Source organism: Hydrogenibacillus sp. N12 (assembly GCF_019645935.1).
Taxonomy (GTDB): domain Bacteria; phylum Bacillota; class Bacilli; order Thermicanales; family DSM-22653; genus Hydrogenibacillus; species Hydrogenibacillus schlegelii.
Genome location: NZ_CP080953.1, coordinates 683,533 through 709,358 on the forward strand (window position 1 = coordinate 683,533; position 25,826 = coordinate 709,358).

A 25,826-nucleotide genomic window follows, 5' to 3' on the forward strand; every position below is an offset into this window, starting at 1 on the left:
ATCCGCTGTTTGTGGGGAATCGAACGCGATTTTTTTGGGGAGTTTTAATCCGCTATTGACAACGTCCGCCGGGTGATGGGAGCGCCCGCGGGCGCCCCTGTCGCCCGTTCTTCCGAGGGGGGATGCGCCATCAAGGATCCTCCTTGATCGATGGTGGCCGACAATACCGTCGCCTCTTTATCGTCGACTCGGACACGTCTAGCTTACCGCCGCCAAATGAAGTTTCCGTAAACAGGACGTAAAGACGGGCTAAAAATTATATTAAATTTTTGTAAATAAAGAGGCGAGTTTCACGAGCTTCAGCGTCTCTTCATCACATCTTTAGCGTTTCTTTATCAAATCTTTGTCGTTTCTTTACCGAGCGTTAACGTCGGCATCGTACGATGGACGTGCCGGAACCGGTCGCCCACGACGCCTTGCCGCCTTTTGCGGTACGGGCCCAGGTGGGCAGACAAGGAAGGGGGAGTCCGTCGTGCGCATCGTGCTGTTTGGCGATTTTCATTTTCCGTGGCTGGACTGCGCCGACGAAGCCGTCCGGGACGCCCGGGACCGGGCGTACCGGAAGATCGTCGAGGCCGTCCTTGCGGAGCCGGCCGACTACGTCGTCGGGATCGGCGACGTGACGAATCTCGGTCGGCCGGAAGAATTTGCCGCGGTTCGGGAGCTGTTTGACCCGGCGGGCGAGCGGTTCGTCTACGTCCTTGGGAACCACGACGCGCTCCTTTTGCCGAAAAACGAGATCGAGGCGGAGACGGGACAGCCCCGCTTCCGGGCGATCGAGCGGGAGGAGGCGACGCTCGTCGTCCTCGACACCGCCCGGGACCGGTCGCTTCGGGACTGGAGCGGGACGCTCGACGACGAACAGCGGGCCTGGCTGGCCGATCGCCTGGCGGAGCGGGAGGAAGGGGATCGGCGGCCCTTCCTCGTCTTCGTCCATCACCCGCCGTACGGGACGACCGCCCGCTCGACGGAGGAGAAGATGCACCTCGATCCGTCGATCCCCTTCGTCGAGCTTCTGGCGGCGGCCAAGGCGCCGGTGGTCGTCTTCACCGGTCACAACCACGTCCACTCCATCGTCCGGAAGGACGGGATCGCCTTCGTGCAGACGGCAGCCATGCTCGATGCGCCGGGCTACCGGGTGATCGACGTCGAGACGGGGCGGGTTCGGGTGACCTTCCGCCCGATCGACGATCATGATCTTCGGGCGGCGATCGCCCGCTTCCACCGCCTGATGCCCGGCTTTACGCCCTATCCGGCGCCGGAAGGGACGGAGGCCGATCGGGCGGCGGACCTTCCCGTGGTGCCGGAAGCGGCGGCGGAAGCGGCGGCGGAGCGGCTGGGGCAGGGCGAACGGTAAGCGGGGAGAAAGCCGCGGGAAAGGGGTGAGGGCGTGTCGCGATTCGCGCCTCTTTACCGGAGATGGGTGGGCCACCTTGCGCTGTTGCTCCTGCTGGGCTTGGGTTCGGCCTGCACCTCCGAACCGGGGTCTAGGAGCTCATCCCGCCCCGCGCTTCCACGAACCCGGAAACGGGGCATCGGCCAAAGGCGGAAGCCGGGGAGGCCGAGCCGGTTCGCATCGAATATTGGCACGTGAACAGCGAAAATTTTGGCGGCCCGGCGATCGAAAAACTGGTGCGCGCCTTTCACGGGCGCCATCCCGACATCACCGTAGAGGCCGTCTTTCAACCGGGATCGTATCAAGGATTGATGCAAAGAATTCAAGCCTCGATCGCCGCAGGAACTCCGCCGGCGGTTGCCCAGATCGGTTTTAACTACCTCGACTATGTAGTGGAAAACGTGCCCTTCGTTCCGGTGGAAGAAGTGCTGAAGCGCGATCCGGGCAGCGAAACATTTTTGCGGTCATTTCCGGCTTCCGTCCTCAATTTGGGGCGTCGTCAGGGGACGCTGGCAGGATTTCCATATTCCATCAGCGTGCCCGTCCTCTATTACAACGCCGATCTTTTTTCGCGCGCCGGCCTGGATCCCGACCGTCCTCCCCGAACCTGGTCTGAAGTTCGGACGCTTTCCCGGGAGATCAAACAAAAAACCGGCCAGTATGGACTTTTCGTCGAAGACGTCGCCAACTGGGCGATCGACGCGATGGTCTTATCGAACGACGCTCTTTCCCGTCTTCGACGGCAAACCCCGCAAGGTTCCCGCAGGCGGAAACGTGCTGATGGTATTGACGCAAAATCCGAACGAACAAGCGGCGGCTTGGGAATGGATCCGCTTTTTGAATTCACCGGAAGCCCTGGCGATCCGGGTGGAAGAGACGGGATACTTGCCCCATCGGGACGATTGGGCGGATTCCCCGGCGCTTCGATCGATCCTGGAGGAGCGACCGGTGTTGAAGCTCGCCCGGCAGCAGCTGGCGGACGTCGTTCCCTGGCCGAGCTTTTCCGGCGGCCACAGCCTGGAGGCGGAACAGATTCGGATCGAGGCCACAGAGGCCATCCTAAGCGGCAAAAAATCGCCGTCCACCGCCCTGGAAGAGGCCAGCGAAAAAATTCGTCGCCTGCAGCCGTAGTCGGATGACCGCCAAATATGTTCAAACGAGTTTTAAAACGAGGAGACCCGAACCATGAAACGACGCCTTGTTTTGCTGTTGGCGCTGTGGTTGATCGTGGGCGGTCTGGGGGCGGCGTGCGGCCGTCCGACAGCGGAGACCCCCTCGCAGACGATGTCTTCGGCAGATGCAGCGAAAGACACGCCTCAGAAGGGGAACGCTCCTTCGGGGAAAGAAAAAGTCGTCATCGAATACTGGCATGTCAACTCCGAAAATTTCGGGGGTCCGGCGGTTCGGGAGCTGGTCGAACGGTTCAATCGGGAACACGACGACATCCAGGTCGTCGAAAAGTTCCAGCCGAACATGTATCTTGGACTCATGCAAAACCTTCAGACCGCTTTGGCCGCGGGTCAACCGCCGGCGGTCGCGCAGATCGGCTACAACTTCCTGCGCTACGCGGTGGAAAACTTCCCGCATCTTTCGATCGAAGAAGCGGCGTCCCGCGATCCGGAGGGGCAGTTGTTTCTGGCTGATTTTCTGCCCAACATCCTGGATCTCGGTCGGGTCGACGGAAAGCTGGAAGGCATGCCGTATTCGATTTCGAACGCCATCCTGTACTACAACGCGGACCTGTTCCAAAAAGCGGGCCTCGATCCGGAAAAGCCGCCGAAGACGTGGGCGGAAGTGCGGGAAGCGGCGCGAACCATACGGGAAAAGACCGGCGCCTACGGGCTGTATCTTCAGGAGCCGAGCGATTTCTGGGGACAGCAGGCGCTCATCGAGTCCAACGGCGCCCGCATGTTGATCGAAAAAGACGGGCGACTCGTCGCGGGTTTCGACAGCCCCGAGGCGATCGAAGCGTTTCAGCTGTATCAGGATCTCGTCCTGAAAGACAAGACGGCGCTACACGCGACGTGGGACGAAGGGTCCGAAGCGTTCGTTCAGGGGAAAGTCGCCATGTACATCACGACCATCGCGCGGCGGAATTACGTCGAGTCGAATGCCCAATTTACGGTCAAGGGCGCGCCGTTTCCGGCGTTTGACGGAAAGTCCCGTCGCCTCCCGGCAGGAGGGAACAATCTCTTCATCTTCGCGCAGGATCCGAAGGAGCAGGAAGCGGCCTGGACGTTCATCAAATTCTTGCTTTCCCCGGAGGCGATCACCGTCTGGACCAAGGGAACCGGATATCTTCCGGCCCGAAAGGGCGTCGCCGACGACCCGCGCTATTTGAAAGACTTTATGGACCAAAACCCGCTGATGAAAGTCGCCGTCGCCCAGCTGCCGGACGTTGTGCCGTGGGTGAGCTTTCCGGGGGCCAACGGCCTGCAGGCGGAACAGGTGCTGCTGGATGCCCGTGACGCCATCCTCACCGGGAAAAAGTCTCCGGAAGCGGCCCTTAAGGAAGCGGCCGAAAAAGTCAATGGGCTGATTCGCTGAGGGGCGAGACCATGCGTGCGTTCAAGCGGTGGCGCCCACCCCGGTTAACGGGGTGGGTCGCCGCAGCCTTGATTGCGCCGGCGGCGCTTCTCCTCGGAGCGTTCGTGTACCTCCCCGTCGGATACACGCTTTATCTCAGTTTTTTGCAGTGGAACATGATCAGCCCCGTAAAAAAATGGGTCGGCCTGGCGAACTACGCCGCGGTACTCACCGCTCCAGAATTCTGGATCGCGTTCAGCAACACGGTTCTTTATACGGCGCTTCTTTTCGGGATCGTCTTTGCCCTGCCGTATCTTTTGGCCTACGGGATGGCGTTCAGAGCGCCCAGAGCGGGGCAGGTGCTTAGAGGGCTTTACTTTCTGCCGAGCGTCCTTTCGCTGGCCGTCGCCTCGATCCTGTACTTCTGGCTTCTTCATCCGTTAAGCGGTCCCATCGCCCGGCTCCTTTCGCTTTTTGGGCTCGACGCCCCGGCCTGGTTTTCCTCTTTTGGCTGGGTGATTGTCGCCATCGCTCTCATCACCGCCTGGAAAAGCTTCGGTTACCATCTGATCGTATTTTTGGCCGGGATGGCCAGCATTCCCAGAGAGCTCATCGAAGCGGCCCGCATCGACAACGTGTCGCCCTGGAAAATCTTCTGGCACATCGTCCGACCGCTGACGTCGGCCACCGCCCTGTACGTCCTTGTGCTCACCGTGGTGATGGGAGCGCAGTACGTGTTTGTGCCGATCCAGATGCTGACCGGCGGCGGGCCCGATAAGGGGAGCACGAACCTCATCTTCCTCACCTATCAGTATGCGTTTCAGTTTTTCCAGACGGGTCGGGGCGCGGCCGCTGCCGTGATGGTCATTTTGATCTTTGCCGCATTTCTTTTCCTGCAGAAAAAAGTGCTCGAAAAAGGAGTCTACTACGAGCATGAGTAAGGCGATCGGCTCGCCGGATGTGGGGATCCCGGAGAACGCGTTCATTCTGGAGAGGAAGCCAAAGCGGAGATTCACGATGTTCGAGGCCGGGGCGCTGGGGTTCCTCTTTTTGCTGGTGGCGGTCTGGACGGCCTTTCCGATGCTGTGGATGATCGGTGCCTCTTTGAAGACGAACGTCGCCATCAGCAACGATCCGCTCAGCCTCTGGCCCGCTCGGCCGACGCTCGAGCATTATCGTTACGTCTGGACGCAGGTCCCCTTTGCCCGATACATCGTCAACACCTTTTGGGTCAGCCTCATCGTGACGGCCGCCAAGCTGGGCACGAGCGTCCTCGCGGCGTACGCCTTTTCGTTTTATCGCTTTCGGGGTCGAGAGGTGCTGTTTTACGCGCTTTTGCTGACCGCCTTCGTCCCGTTTACCGCGACCATGATCCCCAATTATTTGATCGTCGCCCGCCTGGGGCTTCTCAGCTCGGTGCTCGGGGTGGCGCTGCCGCAGCTGGCGGATGGGCTTGGCATCTTTTTGCTGCGACAGGCGTTTAGGAGCGTGCCCCTTTCGTTTTACGAGGCGGCCCGGATGGAGCGCGTCGGTCCGCTTAGCATTTTGTGGCATGTCCTTCTGCCGCTGGTGCGACCGAGCTTGGTGGCGCTTGCCATCCTCTTTTTCATCAACACGTGGAATGAGTATTTCTGGCCCTTTCTCATCTTGAAGGAAAAAAGTTCCTATACCCTGCCGATCGCGCTCCAGATGTTTACGAACCTGGAAGGCGGCACGAACTGGGGGGCGATGATGGCGGCTTCGACGCTGACGTCGCTCGTGCCGCTTCTGGCGTACGCTTTGGCGCAAAGGCAAATTATGGAAACTTTTATGCACTCCGGTGTGAAAGGATAGGCGGGCCACTTATAGAACGGAGGGAGACCGACCTTGTCCCGGACGGAGTCAGCGGGGGAAATCGATCGCCGCGGCGAAATTCGCCTCGAAAACGTCAGCAAGCGATACGGATCGGTGACGGCCGTCGAGGGGCTGACCTTTACCGTCGAACCGGGCGAGCGGGCCGTTCTCCTCGGTCCTTCCGGCGGCGGCAAGACGACGACGCTTCGGCTGATCGCCGGCCTGGAAAGCGTTGATACCGGAACGTTGTATCTCGGCGGCCGGCCGGCCAACGACGTGGATCCCGGGTTAAGGGACATCGCCATGGTCTTTCAAAATTACGCCCTCTATCCGCATATGACGGTCTGGGAGAACGTCACCTTCGGCCTGCGCATGCAGCGGGTTCCCCGGACCGTCATCGAGACCCGCGCCCGGGAAGCGCTTCGGCTTTTGGATCTGGAAGGGCTGGAAGATCGCCTGCCGCGGGCGCTGTCCGGCGGCCAACGGCAGCGGGTGGCCCTTGCCCGGGCGATCGTCAAACGGGCGCCGATCGTGCTGATGGACGAGCCGCTTTCCAACCTGGACGCCCGGCTGCGCGTGAAGGCCCGATCGGAAATCGTCCGTCTGCAGGAAAAACTTCGGTTCACCCTCGTCTACGTGACGCACGATCAAACCGAGGCGATGACGATCGGAACGCGCATCGCCGTTCTGGCCGGCGGCCGCCTCAAGCAGTACGGGACTCCGAAAGACGTATACGAGCGGCCCGCCAATCTGTTCGTGGCCGGATTTATCGGCACCCCGCCGATGAATCTCATCCATGCCCGGGTCGAGGGCGAGACCCTTTGCTTCGAGGAACGCCCGGAGGTTTCGGTGTCCCTCCCGACCGCGATCGCCTCGGCTTTGGCGGAACGAAGGGGGCGTTCGGTCGTCGTCGGCATCCGGCCGGAGCGCATCCAATTTGCGCCTTTTGCCGGGACGGAAGCAGCGCTTCGGGATCGCGAACCGGATGGGCCGTGGACGGTTCGCATCCCGGTCGACCTTCGCTTTGTGGAAGACGTCGGCCGGGAGCGATACGTGTACGCGGCCTGGGGGCGGACCGAGGTGGGCGGGGTCGTCCCGGCGGGCGGCATCGAAGTGACGTCGCGCATGCTCCTCGTGTTTTCCTGGCGGGACGTTCATTTTTTCGACCCGAAAAGCGGGGAAAATCTCGGCCTCTCCTGGACCAGAAATGTGCTGCAGTCCGTCTGACCGGGGGATGGGGAACGCCTGCGGCCTTCTGTCGTTTGATGATACGATCCGTGGCTTGATGGCATGAAGATCCCTTGTTCGAGGAGGAAGCGAAGGTGATCGCTCAGGCGAGGCGCCGGTGGCGAACCGCGATGATCCGGATGGGGCTTGCCCTGCTGGGGGCGGTCCTGTTTCTGGAAGGCTCCGGCTTTGGCGGAACGCCTGCGGCTTTCGCCGCGGCCGAAAGGGAAGCCCCCTCCGATCCGAGGCAGAAACGGCGGCGTTGGGGACCTTTGCCGTCCTGGCGGTCGAAAAAACGTTTGTCGACGTCCGCGATCACTGGGCGAAAGACGCCATCGAAGTTTTGGCGAGCCGCCACGTCCTCTCCGGCGTCGGCGACGGCCGCTTCGAACCCGATCGAAGCGTCATCCGGGCAGAATTTGCGGCGATGGTGCTGAAGGCGCTCGGCATCGAAATCGAACCGAAACGGGCGCCTTTTCGGGACGTCCCCGCTTCCGCCTGGTACAGCGCTGTCGTGGGGACCGCGTATGCTTCCGGCCTGATGAAAGGCGACGGGATTCGGTTTCGTCCCAACGATCCGATCACCCGCAAGGAAATGGCGGTCGTCCTCGTCCAGGCACTTCGGCCTGCAGAGACGGCTGCGACTCCGTCCTCCGATCGCGCCGTGCCGTCTTTTGTCGATCGGGAGGCGATCAGCCTCTGGGCCAGGCCGGCGGTGGCATACGCCCAGCAACGCGGGTGGATGAGCGGGGTGGACGGCAACCGCTTCTTGCCCAAGGCGCCGGTCAAACGGGCGGAGGCGGCGACCGTTTTTACCGGATCGCGATGGGGGCGGCCCCATAACGCCCGGCGCGGAAGGGCGTTTTGCCGGCTTTTCCCCGCCGGGCGCTTGAGCGCCGGTTCTGAAACAAGTTCGTCGCTGGCGTGGCCGTAAAGAAGGCCGTCTCAGACGCGGTCCGATGCCGACAGGCGGTTTTAGATCGACGGGGGGAGAAACCGTGAAAGGACGCGCTTCAGCGCGGAGCGTTTTGCCCTTTCGGCTTCGCTCGCTGGCCCTGCTTCTTCTCGCCGGGCTGGTTCTCGCGACGGGACTCATTCCCCGGTTGGACGCTTCGGCCCATGCGGCCGCTCCCGCCGGGGAGACGGCGTCGCCGGGCGCGGAATGGAAGCTTCTCTTTAAGGAAGACTTCGAAAACGGAACAAAAATTGGATACGCAAAAGGAGATGTCACTCTCCCATCTGGGACGTGGACCTTGGATGATGCGCTGATCGGTCCCAATGGCTCTAGAAGGCCGGTGAAAAACCCCATCGTTTTGAAGGAAAACTGGACTCATGGATCGAATTCATTCCATCAAAGCAAGCAAGCATCCCTTCTCAAAAAGGAGATTCAAACATGCGGCCTCGACGATTGACTTCCCATCAACCCAAATTGTTTCAGCATATTGATATGGAAGCCCTCGTGCCACAAAATCACATCCTTCGCCAAATCGATCGCGTCTTGGACTTCTCTGCGATCCATGAGTGGGTCGCCCCGCTTTATTCGGAACGCACCGGACGCCCGGCCGTCGATCCGGAACTCGTCATGCGGATCATCTTACTTTCTTACCTCTTCAATCACTCTGAGCGGGAACTCTTTCAAACGCTCCCCATGCACGCCGGTTATTTGTGGTTCTTAGGGCTCGATTTTGAGTCCGTACTTCACCCGGAGGCCGGGGGTCCGCGGCTTCCGGATCGTACGACCGTGGTCAAAACACGGAAACTTTGGCGCAGGCATGGCATTTTTGAGAAAGCCATGCGCCATGTGGTGGATCAGTGCATCGCCGCAGGGCTCGTTCAGCCGGAAGTGCATGTCGCGGTGGACGGTACGCTTGTCCGAGCCAATGCTTCCATCCACAGTTTAAAGCCCATCGCGCCGGCCCCCGTGGAGTCGCTTGACGCTTATCTGGCCCGGCTGGAGGAAGAAGATCGCTCGTTTTCCGACGGCGGAGACGAAGACGACTCCTCTCCGTCTGACCCCCATCCTCCCGATCCGGGCCCGAACCTTTCATCCCCCGGCTCCCCTTCGGCTTCGTCGGGAAGGCCACCCAAGAAGCCGGGCGATTTTCGGGGGGAGCGGTTTTCCAACCGGACCCACCGGAGCATGACCGATCCGGATGCCCGCCTTTATCGAAAGAGCTCCGGCCAAGAAGCCCATTTGCGTTATCTCATTCATCATACGGTGGACACCCGCTCCTCCGTCATCTTGCGGACCCAGGCCAAGATCATCACGGGCACTGCGGAACGAGAGGCCGCCATCGAAGCTCTGCTGCACATCCGGCGTGAGCACCCCTCTCTTCGCATTCAAAGCGTCTCCGGAGACGGTGGATATGCCGATACGGAAACGCTCGATCGGCTTTTGAAGATGGACGTCGTTCCCCTCATTCCCGTGCGATCGCTTCAAAAAGAAGCGCTCCCCGGGTGGCGCCGAGCCGTTCGGGATCCGGAGAAAGCGCGCCAAAGATGGAGCAAGATCAAGGCGGTGCTCGTTCGGAACAAAGTTCGTCGCCTGAATGGTCAAACGCATTACCGAGCCATTCGGAAACGACGCGTTGTCATTGAACGTCTTTTTGCCGAAGGCAAAGCGCAGCACGGCTTAAGCCGTGCTCGAAGCCGTGGCTTGGAAGCGATGCAAGAGCAAGCCATCCTGACGGCTGTAGTGCAGAATCTCAAACGATTAAGCCGGTATGTGCGGAAGCGCCCACAGACCGGGAGTTTCGTGTGCCTCAAACCGGCATACGAAAGGCTCACAAGGGGAGCGGCCGCATTTTTGACGGTTCTATTCGTTATGACGTCACACCTCGTCAGGCGAAGATGGTCGATCCAGTGGACTTAATTCACCAGCCTTCTAGAGACAATGACAAAAAGAACGGCAACAAAGCCGTCCGGATGACAAGAAGCGGGATCCTCGCCATGGCGTTTGACGTGACCGCGACCAAGGCGGTCTACGTCGAGCTGTATCACGCCCTTTATGGAACCGACCGAGGCGCCGCCTGGAAACTGCAGTACTCGACCGATCAAGGGGCCAGCTGGCACGACGCGACGCCGATCGGGGCGGACGAACCGATCGTCACCCCGACGGCGGCCCTCACCCCGATCGCCTATCAGATCGAGCCCCTCGACGGTCCGGTGCGCATTCGGGTGGTGAAGACGGACGGATCGACGGACACCGCCCCCCGCATCAACATCGACGACATCGCCCTGTATACGAAGGCGACGTTGGCGGCGCCGCCTGCCGACGGCAGTGACGCCAAAGACACAAGCGCGCTGCACATCATTCATACGAACGACATCCACGGGAACATCCACGACTTTGCCAAGCTGGCCAAAGTCGTCGAGAAAACCCGCGATGAGCACGCCTTCACCCTGTTTATCGACGTCGGGGATCAGTTCGGCGGCGATCCGGTGACCGACCTCGCCAAAGGTAAGCCGATGGTCGAACTCTTTAACGCGATGAATCTCGATGCGATGGTCGTCGGCAACCACGACTTCGATTACGGGCCGGACATCTTCCAGGCGCGGAGAGACGAAGCGACGTCCCCGTGGCTTGCGGCGAACGTCGCCGTCGAAGACCCGACGAAGACGCCAATCACCCAGCCGGATCCGTACGTCATTATCCAGATCGATCGCGCGGGGCACCGAACGCTGTATAAGCCCGGGGCGCCCTTCGAACGGACGCCGGACGTGCTCACGATCGGCCTGTTGGCCATTACACAAAATCCGCCGGCGACCGCCCCCAAGAACGTCGTGGGCCTCCGCTTTGACGACTACGCGTCGACGATCGAAAAATATCTCTTCCTCCGGGATCAGGTCGACGTCTTCATCCTGACGACCCACATCGGCTATCCTGACGACCGCGTGCTTGCGGAAGCTTTTCCGCAGATTGACCTCATCGTCGGTGCCCACAGCCATACGACGCTGACCAGACCGGTTTTTGTTCACGGCGTTCCGATCGTGCAGACGGGCGCCCACATGGACAACGTCGGTCACACGTGGCTGGAACTTGCCCGGGACGAAAACGGCCATTACACGGTCGCCCGCGACGCGGAAGGCAAGCGCCGCGTTATGGGAGAACTGCTGCCGACCCGGTCGCTCACGGAGGCCGATCCGGACATTCAGGCGATCGTCGACCGCTATGCGCAGGCGGTCGAAGGCGCGCTCAGCGTCGTCATCGGGAAGACCGAGAAGGGGCTTTCGCAAAGCGGTAAAAACACCGGCGATGTGGCGCTCGGCAACTTCTGGACCGACGCCATGCGCGCGTACGTCCGGGAGGTCGCCCACGTCGACCTGGCGCCGACGATCGCCTTCATGAACGCCGGCGGCATCCGCGGCGACATCCCGGCGGGCGAGATCACCCGCCGTCAGATCTTCGAAATTGAACCGTTCAGCAACTTTATCTCCGTGATCCGGATGCGGGGAAAAGACATCCTGGAAATTCTCAAGTACTCATACACGCGTGACGGCCGCAATTCGATCGATCTGCAAGTCTCCGGCATGAACTACACCATCGTCACCGACGCCCTCGGCAATTTCAAGGCGGTGCGGGCGACGGTGAATGGTGAGCCGCTGGATGAGAACGCCGTCTACGACGTGCTCGTTCCTGATTACATCGGCTCGGGCGGCTCCGGCTATCCCTTTCCTGCGCTGGGCGAGACGCTGTACACCGCCGTCTGGCTGGTGCGGGACGCCCTCGAGTGGTACGCTGGAAAGCTCACCCAGGAGCGGGGAAGCGTCGAAGCGACCCGGGAAGGGCGCATCACCGTCGAGCGGGACGCAGCCGATCAGCCGGACGTTCCTCTGATCTCGATCGCCGAGGCCCGGAAGGTGCAGGAAGGGGCGGTTGTCCGTGTTCGGGGGACGGTGACGACGGTGCCCGGTTCCTGGGGGGCGAAGGGCTTTTATCTGCAGGACGAGACGTCGGGGCTGTACGTCTACACCCCGACCGATTACGGGCTTGCGCCCGGCCACGCGGTCGAGGTCATTGGGAAAACGAAGGAATACAACGGCGAGTGGGAGATCGACTCGCCGCTCGAGGTCCGGACCCTCGAGACGGGCGCCCCGCTCCCGAATCCGAAGACGATCAGGCCGGCGGACCTTCCGGAGGTACAGGGCGAGCTTGTCCGCCTGCCGGGCGTTACGATCAGCGGTTTGAAGGAAGTCAACAAGTACGGGACGTTTGAATTTACGGCGACCACGGAAGACGGAGCTGCCGCCCTCATCCGCGTCGACAGCCGCACGGGCCTCGCTTACAAAGATTTCCCGTTCAAAAACGGGGATCGGGTCGACGTCGTCGGCATCGCGAGCGTCTACGACGCGGTGTATCAAATCAAACCCCGCGGCGCCGCGGACATCGTCGCCGCCAGGGAAAAGGACCCGGGCGAGGCGCCGCGCGTCTGGTCGCTTCGCATCCTCCACACCAACGACACGCACAGTCACCTCGAACATGCGGCGCGCCTTGCGACGCTCATCAAGCAGGCGCGAGCCGAAGCGGAGGCCGCGGGCGTCCCCGCCCTTTTGCTCGATGCCGGGGATGTATTCACGGGAACGCTCTACTTTACCCGATTCGAGGGGCTTTCGGACGCCGAGGTTATGAACCGCATCGGGTATCAGGCGATGACGCTCGGCAACCACGAGTTCGACAAAGGGCCGAAGGGGCTGGCCAAATTTCTCAAAGCGCTCAACTTCCCCGTTCTGGCCGCCAATCTCGAGGCCAGCCGGGAGCCTCAACTTCGCGACCTCGTTTCGACCGACGTCGCCGAAGGCGCCGAAATTCAGCCCGGGCACGTGTATCCGGCGATCGTACTCGAAGTCGGAGGAAAGCGGATCGGCCTCTTTGGCCTCGTGACCGAAGAGACGAAGGCGATTTCCAGCCCGGGAGAGAACGTGACGTTCACCGACGCCATCGAGACGGCAACGCGCATGGTTCGGATCCTGAAAGACAAACGCGTCGATCTGATCATCGCCCTCACCCACATCGGCTTTGACGAGGACGTCAAACTCGCTCAGGCGGTGCCGGGGATCGACGTCATCGTCGGCGGCCATTCCCACACCAAGCTTGATCGGCCCTCCATCGTTACCGGGGCCGACGGGGCGCAGACGGTCATCGTTCAGGCCAGCGAACACCGCAAATATCTGGGTCAGCTCGATCTCGAGCGGACGGCGGACGGCCGTTTTGCCCGCATCGAGGGAACGCTGATCCCGACGAGCCAAAAAGATGAGAACAACCAGGAATTGATCGCGGCCGATCCGGAGATCCAGGCGCTCATCGACGGCTATGATGCGGAGATCAAGGCACTAAAAGAACAGATCGTCGGCGAGACCGAGGTCAACCTGAACGGCGAACGGGTTGACGTGCGGACCCGGGAGACCAATCTGGGCGATCTCATCGCCGACGGGATGGTCGCGTTTGCGAGACGGTTCGTCCCCGAGACGCAGGCGGCAATCACCAACGGCGGCGGCATCCGCGCCTCCATTCCAAGCTGATCGCCCGCTTCAACGAAGCGGGCGACGGCTACGAGGTGCGCATCTACGTCCTCGACGGTTTCAGCGCGGATCCAGGCCGGGCGGAGACCGCCCTGGCGGACCCCCTAATTCTCTCGGTTTCGTCTGCGATGGTCCTGCGTTAACTTCTGACTTCGTCGGGGGATGGGCCGCGCCGCGGTTGTTTGCGGCGCCCGGCCCCACCCCCGTTTTTCGTTTGGCCGGCCGTCGCGCGGTCGCCGTTTCACGTTCCGGGGCGTGTAAATTTAGGGTAGGCAAGCAGGATTTGACCCTGCCCAAGTAGAAAGGAGACCTCACCGAACGCCAAAATCAACGGCCAAAGAGGCCGAACAAGAGGTGAGGTCTCCGATGGAATTCATTCGACGCCGGATCCCTGTTGTCCTTCAATTCCTCAACAAAATCCTTGTCCTTGCGTCCCTCTCCTTGAATCATCGGCGGGTTGATTGGCTGGATCAAGCCTTGGGTCTTGCGCCTCGGCAGCGGGTATCGGATCGCCTTAAGGAGCGGATGGTGGACCTGGCCGCGGAGATGTTCTCCCCCCGGGCGGCAAAAGTTCTTCGGAGTTGGGCCCCCGGGGTCAGGGCCATGACCCTCTGGAAACAGGGGCAGCGGGTCGGGGAGCAAGAACGGCAAAGGGCCAAGGAGAAACAGGCGTTGGCGTTCGCGAGGGGAGAAATGTCGCCTGGGGAACGTCAAGGGCGGGAGTTGGCGGTTAAAGCCGATGGGTTGTGGGTCCCGGCGAGGAGAGAACAGGAAGGGGATCTGCGGCACGTCGAGATCAAACGGGCCGTGGCGTATGAAGGGCGGACCGAGACGGGTCGGCTCGAGGGGCGGAAAGTGGTGGCGGGTGTGAGGGCGCCGGAAGATTTCTGGGAGCAGACAGTGGCGATGTTCGGACAGACCTGGGACTGGAGTGCGGTGCGGCGGCGTTGGCCGGGGAGCGACGGGGCGGGCTGGTTGTAAAGAGGGATGGTGAAGCGGCCGGAGGCATGGCGGTTGGGAGCGATGGAGGGGCAGGGGTTTCACCATGGGGCGCGACGGAGGAAGCGGCACGGGGCGCGGTGGAGTGCGCGAGGGGCGGATCGTCTGGCGCGTCTGGTGGCCGGAAAAGCCAGCGGGGAATGGGACCGATGGGCGAGCCGCCGGGAGAGGACGGTCTCCAAGGAATTGGAGCGCCGAGTGACGCGACGGTGGGACCGGCAGCGGGCTCGGGCGGCCGGGAAGGGTTGCGGACTCATTGACCGGTATTGGTAAGCCCTGCAGAGACCGGCCAGGGGTCAAACATGGGCTTCGGGAGTTGGCCCGAGCGGAGCAACGGTTGGGGTGAAGAGAACCGGTGCCGGTGAGGTCTTTGCCTACCGAACGTTGACATGCACGGAAATAATGTTTCATTGACGTTTAGTATGAGTTATGGTAAGTTTTTAATGGATTAATTTTTCAATGGATATGGAGGCGGAAATATGTCGACAAACCACGATTCCCGACGCCTTGGAACGCTGGAGCGAATCGGACTTCGGCTTGCCGACTGGTCCGAGCGCTGGTTTCCGGATGCCTTTGTTTTTGCGATGCTGGCGACGCTTGTCGTCATGGCGGTCGCGCTTTTGCTGGGGCATTCGCTGCGGGACGTCGCCGTCAGTTTTGGCGGTCATTTTTGGGATCTGGTTCCGTTTACCATGCAGATGGCGTTCATCATCATTTCGGGTTTCGTCGTCGCTTCGAGCCCACCCGTTTATCGGCTGATCATGCACCTTTCGCGACTTCCGAGGACGGCCAAAGGCGCGGTGGCGTTTGTCGCTTTTTTTGCTTTGCTGACTTCGTTGATCAGTTGGGGATTCAGCTTGATCTTCAGCGGCATCTTGATCCGGGAAATCAGCCGACGGATGAAGCGCGTCGATTATCGGGCGCTCGGAGCGGCAGGGTATCTCGGCCTCGGCAGCGTGTGGGCGCTCGGTCTTTCGTCTTCTGCGGCACTCATGATGGCGAGTTCAAATGCGATTCCGGAAGCCTTGCTGAAAATCAGCGGCGTCATCCCGCTGTCAGAGACGATTTTTACCTGGCAAAACGGCGTCATGATCCTCGTGCTCGTGGCGCTGTCGGTTGCGATCGCCTATTTGTCCGCACCGTCGGAGGACAATGCCAAAACGGCCCGTGAGCTGGGCATCGATCTAGGCCCACCAGCGATCGACGAACCGCAGCGGTTCCGCGCCCGAACGCCGGGCGAAAAGCTGGAAACCAGTCCGATTCTGAATCTATTGATCTTCATCGCCGGCCTCGTTTATATTATCGAGCAAATTGATCAAAAAGGACCGCTCGCCGCATTAGATCTGAATAATTATAATTTTACTTTTCTCATGCTTGGTCTTTTAATGCATTGGACACCTCGAAATTTTATCCAGGCCGTGGCCAGGGCAGTCCCGGCGACGACCGGCGTATTGCTCCAGTTTCCCTTTTACGCAGGGATTTTTGGTGTCTTGATCGGCGCCGGCGTGTCGGAACTTCTTGTCCGGTTTTTCTTGGCGATTTCCGATCAGGGAAGCTTTCCGATCTGGATGGGGATTTACACCGCCATTCTCGGCTTTTTTCTCCCTTCCGGCGGCGGAAAATGGGTGGTGGAGGCACCGTATTTTCTCGAAACGGCCAAGGAGCTGCATCTGCAGCTGGCGTGGGTCGTGAAGATTTATAACGTGACGGAAGCATTGCCCAATTTGATCAATCCGTTCTGGATGTTGCCGCTGATGGGCATTATGGGCGTGCGGGCGCGAGATCTGATCGGGTATTCCATGCTCCAGTTTTTGTTCCATGTTCCGACGGTGTTGATTTTGATCTGGCTTTTGAATCGAACGTTTGTCATCGGATGAACGGACCGATTTCATTTTACCGGGGATCGAGGTGAGCGGCGATCGTTCTGCTGGCGGTGGCCGCGCTGAGCGTGATCTGGGGCCTGGCCTGGGTGGCGATGAAGGTGGCGCTTCAGGACATGGGTCCGTTTACGTTTGCGGCGTTACGGTTTACGGCGGCGTCGGTGGCGCTGGCAGCGCTGGTCGCCCCCGCGTGGATTCGGCGCAGATCGCAGGCCGCCCGTCCCCTGCTCCTTCGTGCCGTTGCCCGGCAGGTTGGGCCGGCGCTGGTCATATTGGGGCTCGTGCAGACGACAGCCGTCTACGGGCTGGTCAACGCCGCGATGCTCAATCTTGCGGCCGGCAAAACTTCCGTCTTGTTGTACACCATGTCGCTCTGGAGTGCCCTTTTGTCCCGTTGGGCGTTGGGTGATCCGCTGCCGCCCGTCAAAAAATGGGCCCTGTGCTTCGGCATGACGGGAATCGGGCTGATCGTCGGGCGGGACTTCCTCGCGCCGGGGAGCGCCGACGCTGTGCGATCGGTGCTGATCGCTGACGGTGAAGTGCTGCTGGCGTCGTGGTGCTGGGCGGGAGCGAACATCCTCTATCGTAAGCGCCTGACGGCGTTGCCGCGGCATTGGGTCAATGCCGTGCAGACGTGGGTCGGCACGGCTTTCCTCTGGCCGCTTGTCTGGGGAGTGGAAGGCGGTCCGAGAACCCGCTGGACGGTCGTGGCGGTCGGCGCGGTGGTTTTTACAGGTGTTTTTGCATCGGCACTGGCGTTTTCCATTTGGTATTGGCTCCTCGAACGCCTGGATATGGCGACCGCCACCTTATCGGTGCTTTCCGTCCCGGTTCTCGGTCTTTTTTTCGGCGCACTTTTCCTCGGAGAACGGCTGACGGCGCCGTTTTTGATCGGCAGCGCGCTCATCCTTATTGGCGTCGGACTGGCTCACGCATCTCCGGCGGTTTCTCGATACGGCTCCTCGTAAAGTGACCGATGGGTAAGTCGCCGAGCGCTGATCGAAGAAAAGTCTTTGATGAGGAAGACTGGAGGGACGGCGATGACCGTTCAAGAAGGGACGCTTCTCTGAACGCCGCCGGCGGAGCGGGCGGAAGCGTCCGCGCTCCGCCGGTCCATGGGCTGGCTGAAGGAGAGCCGCGGCCTTCGGTTCGACGATGGGGCGCCGGAACTCGTCCTTTTCGTCGTGCCGGCGGAGGACGCCGCGGTCGAGCCGCCTTCCGGAGATTGTGCGCGACGCGGAAAAGACGGATAATAAAAATCAAACGGAAGGGAAAGAAGGGACGGCGTTGCGCGCATCGCTTTTCGTCACGTGTCTGGTGGATGCGTTTTTTCCGGAGGTGGCCGAAAGCGCCGTCCGCGTGCTCGAGCGGAACGGGGTGTCGGTCGACGTTCCGCCGGAGCAGACGTGCTGCGGCCAGCCGGCGTACAACAGCGGCTACCGCAAGGAAACGAAGGCGGCGGCGAAGGTTTTCCTCCGCGCCTTTGCGGACAGCGAAGCGGTGGTGGTGCCGTCCGGGTCATGCGCGGCGATGATCCGCCGGGAGTATCTGCGGCTCTTGGCCGATGAGCCCGAATGGCGGGAAAAGGCGGAGGCGCTGGCGGCCAAGACGTACGAGTTTTCCGAGTACCTCGTGCACGTCGTCGGGGCCGACGCCGGGGCGGCATCGTTTCCTGCCCGGGCGGCGGTGCACCTGTCCTGCCACATGACGCGAGGTCTCGGCGTTCGTGACGAGCCGCGCCTCTTGTTGGAGCGGGTGGAAGGCCTCGAGCTCGTTCCGTTTTCGGGGGCGGACGATTGCTGCGGCTTCGGCGGCACGTTTGCCGTGAAGATGCCGGAGCTTTCGGCGGCGATGGCCGACGAGAAGATCGATCGCGTCGAGGAGGCGGGGGCGGACGTCCTCATCGGCGGCGACATGGGCTGCCTCTGGCACCTGGCCGGCCGGCTGCGCCGGTTGAACAAATCGGTGCGCGTCTTCCATCTGACGCAGGTGCTCGACAGGGCAGGAAGCGGGCCCGAGGGTGCGCCCGGAGCCGGCGAGGGAAGGGAGAGTTTGGCGGCGGACCAAGGGCAGGGGACAGGTTCGTCGGAAGACGAAGGAAGGGCGATGTCGCCGACGGACGGGGCGCCAAGGGCGACGTCTCCGGCAGAGGGCGCGCAAGCGGAGATGTCGCCTGCGGACGCTGCGGACGGTGCGCGAAGGACGTCGCCTCCGGCGAAGTGGGTCGGAAGGGCGGCGGATGGGCCGGAGGGGGATGCCGATGCGAACGAGCGATGAGCCGTCGCTCGAGCGGCGGGTGGCGCAGGCCCTCTGCGATGATTCCATGCGGGCGGCGGTGCGGGCGGCGCAGGAGCGGTTTCGAAGCGGCAAGCGGGCGGCCGAGGTTGAGCTCGGCGACTGGGAGGCGTGGCGGGCCCTCGGTGAGGCGATCCGCCGGCGGACGATCGAAAACCTCGACCTGTATCTGGCCGAGCTTGCGGACCGGGTCGAAGCGGCCGGCGGGCACGTCTTTTTTGCCGAGACGGCCGACGAAGCGGTGCGCTACATCGTCGACGTCGCCCGTTCGCGGGGCGTCCGGCGGGCGGTCAAATCGAAATCGATGGTCTCGGAAGAGATCGCCCTCAACCGGGCCCTCGAGGCGGCCGGAGTGGAGGTGCTGGAGACGGACCTCGGCGAGTACATCATCCAGCTCGCCGGGGAGGCGCCGTCCCACATCATCGCGCCGGCGATCCACAAAAACCGCCGGGAGATTGCGGCGCTGTTTTCCCGGGCGGCGGGAACGGAGCTTTCGGACGACCCGGAGGCGCTCGTCCGGTTTGCCCGCGAAAGGCTCCGGGAGGCGTTTTTGACGGCGGAGCTCGGCATCACCGGCGTGAATTTTGCTGTGGCAGAGTCGGGGACGCTGGTCCTCGTGACGAACGAAGGCAATGCCCGCATGACGACGGCGCTCCCCCGGATCCACATCGCCGTGATGGGGGCGGAGCGGGTCGTGCCGACGTGGGAGGAGCTGGCGGTGCTCCTTGCGCTCCTTCCCCGGTCGGCGACGGGGCAGAAGATCACGAGCTACGTCACGGCCCTCACCGGGCCCCGCCGGTCGGGGGAGTCGGACGGGCCGGAGGAGTTCTACCTCGTCGTCGTCGACAACGGTCGGCTGGACCTCCTCGGGACGCCGTACCAGGCGGCCCTTCACTGTATCCGCTGCGGCGCCTGTCTCAACGTCTGTCCCGTCTACCGGCAGATCGGCGGCCACGCCTACGGGAGCGTCTACAGCGGGCCGATCGGGAAGGTGATCTCTCCCCTGCTCGGCGGAGACGCGTGGGCGGAGCTTCCGCACGCCTCGAGCCTCTGCGGTGCCTGCACCGACGCCTGCCCGGTGCGCATTCCGCTGCACGAGCTTTTGATCGAGCACCGGACGGATCAGGCGGCCGCGGGGAAGCGGCCGGCGGCGGAACGGCTTTTGTTTCGACTTTACGGCGCGCTCGTGACGCGCCCGGCCTTCTATCGCCGGGCGATCCGCCTGGCGCGGTTTTGGCTTCGGCCGCTGGCGGATCGGGAAGGCTGGATTCGCCGGGCGATCGGCCCCTTGGCCGGCTGGACAAAGATGCGGTATTTTCAGCTTCCGGCCCGACGGCCGTTCCTCGACCGGTGGGTCGCCGAACGAAAGCGGCGAGGCCGAATTCCACCGGCGCCAAGGCGGGATCGGCAGAAGGGAACGCCGGCCGGGCGGCCGCCGGCGCGAAGGCCGCCGGCGAACGGAGGAGCGGAAGGAGGCGGACGGTGATGGGCGATCGGGAAGCGTTTTTGAACCGCATCGCCGCCCGGCTGGGCAAACCCCGGCGGAGAAGTCGGCCGGAGCCCGTTCGTCTTGAGGGGCCGGGCCGGCTCGGGATGCGGCCGCCGGAAGCGCCGGCATCGCTTTTTCTCGAGAACTGGGAAAAGGCCGGCGGGGCGGTCGTCGGCGAACCGGCGGAGGCCGCCCTGCCGGCTCTTGTCGCGCGCCACGCCGTGCGGGAAGCGCTGGTCGGCGGCTTAAGCCGGCCGATCGACGGGCGGGAAGGGCCGGACGACGGTCCGGCCGCCCTTTCGACGGCCGAGCCTTCCGGAAGCGGGGACCTCTTAGAGGCGGCGCCGGCGGCGCGCGAAGCGCTGCTTTCGGCCGCCTTAACGCTCCGGCGCCTCGGGGTCGACGTGCGGCCGGAACGGGGCGCCGACCGGACCTTCGCCGCCCGGGCGACGCTCGGCGTGGTGGCGGCGGATGCGGCGATCGCTGAGACGGGAAGCGTCGTGTTTCTCACTTCGGCGACGGCGGGTCGGACGGCAAGCCTGCTTCCGCCCGTCCTCTGGATCGTCGTCTCGCGGGCAACGGTGTACCCGACGCTGGGGGAGGCACTTCACGCTCTGGCGGAGCGGGGTCGGAAGGACGGTTTTCCGTCAGCGATTCAGATCGTCACCGGCCCCAGCCGGAGCGCCGACATCGAGATGCAGCTTACGCTCGGCGTTCACGGCCCGGGGACGGTGTGGGCGCAGCTCGTCTGACCGAAAAAGGCTTGTTTAACAAATGTCTTGACATAAGTCGCTCCCCGTCGTATGCTTCAGGCAAACGGCGAAGGGGGGGAGCTGGCGATGGAGGCTCTGGTCGTCGTCGACTACCTGAACGATTTTGCCCATCCGGAGGGAGCGCTGACGGCGGGCGCTCCGGCGCAGGCGATCGATGCGGCGATCCTTCGGGCGGTGCGGGCCTTTCTCGCAGCGGAGCGGCCGGTCATTGTCGTTTCCGACGCTCACGCCGAGGACGATCCGGAATTTCGCCTCTGGCCGCGGCATGCGGTCAAAGGGACGTGGGGCGCCGAGGTGTACGGCCGGACCGGTGAGGCGCTGAAGGAGGAATTCCGCGGGCATCCGCACCTCGTGCATCTGGAAAAAACGAAGTACGACGCTTTCTTCGGCACCGACCTCGAACGGGTGCTCAATGCGCGTGGGACGACGGACGTGTATCTGGCCGGCATCAACACGTCGATCTGCGTCATGGCGACGGCGCAGGGGGCTTACTTCCGCGGTTTTCGCGTGCACGTCCTGGAGGACGCCGTCGCCGATCTCGATGCCGAGGCCCATCGCTTCGCGCTCCGGCACATGGCCGGCATTCACAAGGCGGCGCTCGTGACGGTCGACGCGGCGATCCGGGCGCTGGCGGCGGGTTCGCCGCGGTGAGGGCGCGGGATTCCGCGTCAATACAAAAAACAAAACATCACCGGCCCCGGGGCATCCCGGGGCCGGTGATGTTGGGGCCGGCTGTGAATCGCCGGTTCTTTCGTTCGGCTGGAGTGCGCAAGCGTTTGGCCCGGGCTTTCGAGCGGCGTCTACGGAGCCTCGTGGAGCGCCCGCTCTTCCAGGAGGGCGGCCCGGAGATCTTCCGCCCGTCCCCGCGGCAGACCGGAACGGAGCCCGTCGGCGTCGAGGTGTCCGAGGCCGATCACGGTCCCCCGGAAGCGAAGCGCGACAAAGCCCCGCTCGAGGGCGGCGGCGGCCGGCGGCGCGATGCGCCGGCCTTCGAGGAGGGCGAGCAGCGCTTCCGCATCGACGTCGGCGACGTTGGCGCGCGCTTCCTGGGCGAAGTGCAGGAGGGCGAAGCTGGTCGGCTTGGCGTTCCGGAGGGGCCCGGTGGACGGCAATTTCCCTTCTCCCGGCTGAAGGCGAAAGAGCCGAATGCCGGCGGCGACGAGCTCCGGCCCGTCGGGGACGTCGGCCAGGCGCGTCGCCCAGACGTCGCCGCCGCGGACAAAAAACGAAAGCCCTTCGAGGGCCGTCGGGGGAAGGCCGAAACGGTCGCGAAAACCGTCGAGGAGTGCCCGGACGAGCGCAGGGTCCGGCCGCTCGAGGCCGGCGCCCCGGGCGCCGGGGCTTGGCGGCAGGCGGTCGGCCCAGGGGGGCGGGGCGAGCCGCCGCAGCCGGGCGATGTACATGCCGCCGGAGTCGAGATGGTGCGGATAGATCCGCCGCGTGAGGACCATCTCGGGCAAATAGCGCGCCCCCTCCCACGCCTCGAGGCCCGGAACGCCGGGGAGGCCTTCGGGCAGCGGTTCGATCCGGACGGCGCCCCCGGCCTTGCGGACGACGGCGTCGACGACGGCTTCGTTTTCTTCCGGCGCGAAGGTGCAGGTGGAGTAGACGACGACGCCGCCGTCCCGGGCGAGGGCGAGGCCCCGCTCAAGAAGCGCCGTCTGCAGGGCGGCGAGGCGCCGGTGTTCCCCCGGGCTTCGGGTGCGCCGGGCGCCGGCGCGGCGCCGGACGTTTCCTTCGGCGGTACAGGGGGCGTCGACGAGCACCCGGTCGAACGGCCGGCCGCCCGACAACCGGCGGCCGTCTTGGCGCGTGACGGCGACGGCGGTCGTCCCGAGGCGATACACGTTGGCGAGGAGGCTCTGCAGACGCGCTCCGTCCGGATCGTTGCCGACGACGAACCCCCGATCGCCCATCCGTTCGGCGATCTGCGTCGTCTTTCCACCGGGCGCGGCGGCGAGGTCGAGCACCCGCTCTTCCGGTTCCGGCGCGAGGGCAAGCACCGGCAGCGCGGCCGCCGCTTCCTGGACGTAAAAGTGTCCGAGCCAGTGAAGCACGGTTTTCCCCGGCGGGATGGGCGCGCGTTCCACACGGAAAAGGTGAGGGTCAAACGGCTCCGAAACGAGGACAAAGCCAAGCGCCTCCAAGGCCTGCCGAAGCGCTTCGGGCGTCGTCTTCAGGCGGTTGGTCCGAATCGTGGCCGGCTGCGGCCGAAACAGCGCGGCGCGAAAAGCATCCCAGTCGTCGATAATTGGCCGGTAGCGTTCCAGGCCATACAGCGATTCGCGGTCGGGGAGGTTCACGCCGACGTCGGCTCCTTTCCTGAGGCCATGTCGGCCGCATTATAGCATACGGCGCCGGTGGATCTTGACAAAATCGTAATGATTCCTATAATCAGGATCATCGGGCGCGATGGGGCAAGCCCTCTTTTGGCCCGGAGATGCCCTTCGTTCGGCCACCGGGCGGATCAAACGAAGCGTATCGGCGCTGCATTCCTCCCTCCGACGCTCCTCTGACGCTGCATTTCTTTATTTTTTTTATTAAGGAAGGGAGACATCCACAAGAAAGGAGGACATCGACCTGTGGCCTTCGATCCGTTCGCCATTGGCGCCGCTTCATAATCGTAATCGTTCTGTTTATTATTTTGGGTCTGGTTTCGCCGGCGCTTGCCCACCAACCGGTCGAGCGAAAGCCGGACGTCTGGCCGGCGGACGGGCGCCTCTTCATCCCAGACGGTGACGGGAGCGCCGTCGACGTCATCGATTTTCCGGACGGCCGCCGGGTGGCGCGGCTTCCGGTGCCGCCGCATCCGCTCGGCATGGGCCTTTCGCCGGATCGCGAGCTCCTTTTCGTCTTTCGCGGCCGCTCGACCGAAGAGGACTGGGTGACGGTCATCCGCACGGGGTTCGACGCTGAGGCCAAGGCGGCCCGTCGGCTGGTCGTGCTCGCGAGCTTCCAGGGGGAGGCGCCCGGCGGCGTCGAGGCGGGTGACCTGGCGCAGGCCTTTGGCCGCCCGGCGATCGTGATGGAAAAGACGGGCGTCTTGACCGTCTACGACGGCGACTGGGGCCGGCCGGGCGGGGTTCAGGTCCGGACGATTCGGCTGGCCGCTCCGGATCACATCCATTTCGTCGAGACGGACGATGCGTTGTACGCGGGCTTTTGCGGCAGGGGTTTGTTCGGGCGATCGACAAGGCGACCGGCGCCGAGTTCGCCCGCCTCTCCGGCTGTCCGGCGCTCCGCGGCGCGGCCTACGATCCGGACACCGGCCGGACGTTTTGGGGCTGCAAAAACGATGTAATGGTCGTCGGAACCCGCGGCCCGGAAAAAGGGAAGCGCGTCGACCGCATCCCGCTTCCCGACGGGGCGCCGGTTCGGGTCGCCGCCTTTGCCGCCGGAGCAGATCGCTTCCTCTGGGGCTATACCGAGAGGCCGCTTCCGGTCGTCTATCGTCTCGATCTTCGAACGGACGCTTACCGCCTGAAACCGGTCGACGCCTCCGGAGCGATCCGGGTGGCCGCGACGAAAGGTGGCTCCTCTAAGCTTCTTTTGCCGGCGGAAGACGGCGTCCTCTGGGTGCTCGACGGTCGAAGCGGACGGCCACTCCGGTCGGTCAAGATCGCCTCGGCGTTCCCCGAAGATCTGGATGAAGATGCCGGACGGGCGGCGATGCCGGACATTCGACCCTGAGATGAGACGGCGGCCTGGGCGAGCCTGCCCCATGAAGGGCGGGTCGTCCTCGTCGATCTCGAACGAGGAGCGCTGCTCCGGACCGTGGTCACCGGCGGGGCTCCGACGCGTCTGGCCTTTTTGCCGGCCGCCGGTTCCCGCCCGGAGACCTTCCGATGGGAAGCGGCGCCGTACAGCAGGAGCGCCTTTGCCGCCCCTTTGCTCCGCCTGGTCAAACCCGACTGGGCGCCGACGTCCGGAAAAAACGGGATCGGCCCCATGGCCGACGTGCCGGCGGACCATCCGGCGGCACCGGTCGTCGAGGCGGTGCTGGCACGCGGCTGGATGCGGGGCGACGGCCGGGGCTTTGCACCCGATCGGCCTGTGACCCGCCAGGAGGCGGCGGTGGGGCTGATGCGGGCGTTGGCCCTCCCGGACGAAGGCGCCGGGAAGGGGAATCTTCCGGTCGACGGGGCGGCAGTGGCGCCTAGGGCTCGAGCGGCCGTCCGGACGTTCGTCGTCCGGGTGCCGGCGCTCGTCGATGCGGCAGGCCGCTTCCATCCGCAGGCTCCCGTCGATGCCGCCTGGCTGGAGGCCGTTCGGACGGCGCTCGCCGGTACGGAAGGCCACGATCATCCGCATCGCTGATTCGAACATCGCAACCTATAAAGGTTTGGGGGGAATCCGATGGAACGGTCGAAAGTTGCGTACATCATCTCGACGCCTCGGGCGGCCAGCTACCGCCTCGGGCAGATGATCCTGCCACAGCTGGAAGCGGGAACGCATGGCGTTGATGTCGTTGCCATGTTCTTTTTCGACGACAACGTCTATCCGCTTCGGGCCGGCCATCCGCTGGGGGAGCGGATCGCCGCCGTCGCCGAGCGGCTCGGCATTTTGCTGATGATGTGCGATGCCTGCGCCCTGGAGCGGGGCCTGGCGGAAGGGGAGCTCCGCTGGTGTGCGCCGGACGGAAGCGGCCGGACGACGCCCGGAGAGATCCGGCCAAAGGACACGGTTCGGGGCGTTCGGGTCGGCTGTTTTCCCGATCTTTACGCGGCCCTTGCCGAACGGCGGCCGGATTATGTGATCACCATTTGAGCGCCCGCCTGGAGATCCGGAAGAGACGGGGGACCAGCGAGCGTCGGTTTTCTCGTTCGATCCAAAGAAACGCCCTTCGAGCTCGGGCCCGGAAGGGCGTTTCTTCGGGTTTTGGGACGCAT

22 protein-coding genes and 1 pseudogene are annotated in these 25,826 nt (G+C 63.5%); 22 read left to right on the forward strand and 1 reads right to left on the reverse strand.

From position 1 onward, the window contains the following. The first annotated feature begins 472 nt into the window (after window positions 1-472). The 18 genes and pseudogenes from K2M58_RS03225 to K2M58_RS03310 all read left to right on the forward strand — a co-directional run bounded on the left by K2M58_RS03225 (window position 473) and on the right by K2M58_RS03310 (window position 21,588). The gene (locus tag K2M58_RS03225) at window positions 473-1,357 is read left to right on the forward strand and encodes a metallophosphoesterase family protein (RefSeq protein WP_220678259.1); all 885 of its coding nucleotides are present in this window, start codon (window positions 473-475) and stop codon (window positions 1,355-1,357) included. 233 nt (window positions 1,358-1,590) lie between these two features. Next, window positions 1,591-2,113, forward strand: a pseudogene (locus tag K2M58_RS12930) (extracellular solute-binding protein); the annotation flags it as partial. Continuing rightward, the gene (locus K2M58_RS03235; RefSeq protein WP_289628264.1) at window positions 2,057-2,527 is read left to right on the forward strand and encodes an extracellular solute-binding protein; all 471 of its coding nucleotides are present in this window, start codon (window positions 2,057-2,059) and stop codon (window positions 2,525-2,527) included. The pseudogene K2M58_RS12930 and the gene K2M58_RS03235, both read left to right, overlap by 57 nt. A gap of 54 nt (window positions 2,528-2,581) precedes the next feature. Beyond that, on the forward strand, window positions 2,582-3,943 hold the full coding sequence (locus K2M58_RS03240; RefSeq protein WP_220678261.1) for an ABC transporter substrate-binding protein: 1,362 nt from the start codon (window positions 2,582-2,584) through the stop codon (window positions 3,941-3,943). Window positions 3,944-3,954: 11 nt separating this feature from the next. Beyond that, a complete protein-coding gene (locus K2M58_RS03245; RefSeq protein ID WP_220678262.1) occupies window positions 3,955-4,863 on the forward strand; it encodes a carbohydrate ABC transporter permease in 909 nt (302 codons plus the stop codon). Continuing rightward, entirely contained in the window at window positions 4,856-5,755 is a 900-nt protein-coding gene (locus K2M58_RS03250) for a carbohydrate ABC transporter permease (RefSeq protein WP_220678263.1), read from the forward strand. Before K2M58_RS03245 ends, K2M58_RS03250 begins: the two co-directional genes overlap by 8 nt. Window positions 5,756-5,788: 33 nt before the next feature. Beyond that, window positions 5,789-6,982, forward strand: coding sequence for an ABC transporter ATP-binding protein (locus tag K2M58_RS12825; protein WP_289628265.1), 1,194 nt, complete (start codon window positions 5,789-5,791; stop codon window positions 6,980-6,982). 262 nt (window positions 6,983-7,244) lie between these two features. Then, entirely contained in the window at window positions 7,245-7,916 is a 672-nt protein-coding gene (locus K2M58_RS03260) for an S-layer homology domain-containing protein (RefSeq protein ID WP_220678264.1), read from the forward strand. Window positions 7,917-7,980: 64 nt separating this feature from the next. Further along, entirely contained in the window at window positions 7,981-8,394 is a 414-nt protein-coding gene (locus tag K2M58_RS03265; protein WP_220678265.1) for a hypothetical protein, read from the forward strand. After that, complete coding sequence (locus K2M58_RS03270) at window positions 8,376-9,854, forward strand: transposase (RefSeq protein WP_220678266.1); 1,479 nt, start codon at window positions 8,376-8,378, stop codon at window positions 9,852-9,854. The genes K2M58_RS03265 and K2M58_RS03270 overlap by 19 nt, the downstream gene beginning before the upstream one ends. A 77-nt stretch (window positions 9,855-9,931) precedes the next feature. Continuing rightward, window positions 9,932-13,501 (forward strand): 5'-nucleotidase C-terminal domain-containing protein, encoded by a 3,570-nt coding sequence (locus tag K2M58_RS03275; RefSeq protein ID WP_220678267.1) that lies wholly within the window; start codon window positions 9,932-9,934, stop codon window positions 13,499-13,501. Window positions 13,502-13,867: 366 nt separating this feature from the next. Beyond that, complete coding sequence (locus K2M58_RS03280) at window positions 13,868-14,482, forward strand: UPF0236 family transposase-like protein (RefSeq protein WP_220678268.1); 615 nt, start codon at window positions 13,868-13,870, stop codon at window positions 14,480-14,482. A gap of 497 nt (window positions 14,483-14,979) precedes the next feature. Then, window positions 14,980-16,377: a short-chain fatty acid transporter gene (locus K2M58_RS03285; protein WP_220678269.1), complete on the forward strand. Its 1,398-nt coding sequence runs from the start codon at window positions 14,980-14,982 to the stop codon at window positions 16,375-16,377. Between the two features lie 56 nt (window positions 16,378-16,433). Beyond that, entirely contained in the window at window positions 16,434-17,348 is a 915-nt protein-coding gene (locus K2M58_RS03290; protein ID WP_220678270.1) for a DMT family transporter, read from the forward strand. A 319-nt stretch (window positions 17,349-17,667) separates the two neighbouring features. Continuing rightward, a complete protein-coding gene (locus K2M58_RS03295; RefSeq protein WP_220678271.1) occupies window positions 17,668-18,657 on the forward strand; it encodes a (Fe-S)-binding protein in 990 nt (329 codons plus the stop codon). Continuing rightward, window positions 18,635-20,161 carry a LutB/LldF family L-lactate oxidation iron-sulfur protein gene (locus tag K2M58_RS03300; protein WP_220678272.1) on the forward strand — a complete coding sequence of 509 codons (1,527 nt, stop codon included), beginning with the start codon at window positions 18,635-18,637 and terminating at the stop codon, window positions 20,159-20,161. The genes K2M58_RS03295 and K2M58_RS03300 overlap by 23 nt, the downstream gene beginning before the upstream one ends. Next, a complete protein-coding gene (locus K2M58_RS03305; protein WP_252393583.1) occupies window positions 20,161-20,916 on the forward strand; it encodes a LutC/YkgG family protein in 756 nt (251 codons plus the stop codon). The genes K2M58_RS03300 and K2M58_RS03305 overlap by 1 nt, the downstream gene beginning before the upstream one ends. Window positions 20,917-21,003: 87 nt before the next feature. Beyond that, window positions 21,004-21,588 (forward strand): cysteine hydrolase family protein, encoded by a 585-nt coding sequence (locus K2M58_RS03310; protein ID WP_220678274.1) that lies wholly within the window; start codon window positions 21,004-21,006, stop codon window positions 21,586-21,588. A 149-nt stretch (window positions 21,589-21,737) separates the two neighbouring features. On the opposite strand, the gene K2M58_RS03315 is transcribed toward K2M58_RS03310, so the two are convergent. Continuing rightward, window positions 21,738-23,240: an NOL1/NOP2/sun family putative RNA methylase gene (locus K2M58_RS03315; RefSeq protein ID WP_220678275.1), complete on the reverse strand. Its 1,503-nt coding sequence runs from the start codon at window positions 23,238-23,240 to the stop codon at window positions 21,738-21,740. A gap of 341 nt (window positions 23,241-23,581) precedes the next feature. On the opposite strand from K2M58_RS03315, the gene K2M58_RS03320 reads away from it, so the two are divergent. From K2M58_RS03320 to K2M58_RS03335, 4 genes are all read left to right on the forward strand, one after another. Further along, window positions 23,582-24,238 carry a YncE family protein gene (locus tag K2M58_RS03320; RefSeq protein ID WP_220678276.1) on the forward strand — a complete coding sequence of 219 codons (657 nt, stop codon included), beginning with the start codon at window positions 23,582-23,584 and terminating at the stop codon, window positions 24,236-24,238. Next, window positions 24,238-24,627 carry a hypothetical protein gene (locus tag K2M58_RS03325; RefSeq protein ID WP_220678277.1) on the forward strand — a complete coding sequence of 130 codons (390 nt, stop codon included), beginning with the start codon at window positions 24,238-24,240 and terminating at the stop codon, window positions 24,625-24,627. Before K2M58_RS03320 ends, K2M58_RS03325 begins: the two co-directional genes overlap by 1 nt. A gap of 258 nt (window positions 24,628-24,885) precedes the next feature. Next, window positions 24,886-25,254, forward strand: coding sequence for an S-layer homology domain-containing protein (locus tag K2M58_RS03330; protein ID WP_220678278.1), 369 nt, complete (start codon window positions 24,886-24,888; stop codon window positions 25,252-25,254). A 39-nt stretch (window positions 25,255-25,293) separates the two neighbouring features. After that, entirely contained in the window at window positions 25,294-25,704 is a 411-nt protein-coding gene (locus K2M58_RS03335; protein ID WP_220678279.1) for a SaoD/DsrE family protein, read from the forward strand. Window positions 25,705-25,826: the final 122 nt, after the last annotated feature.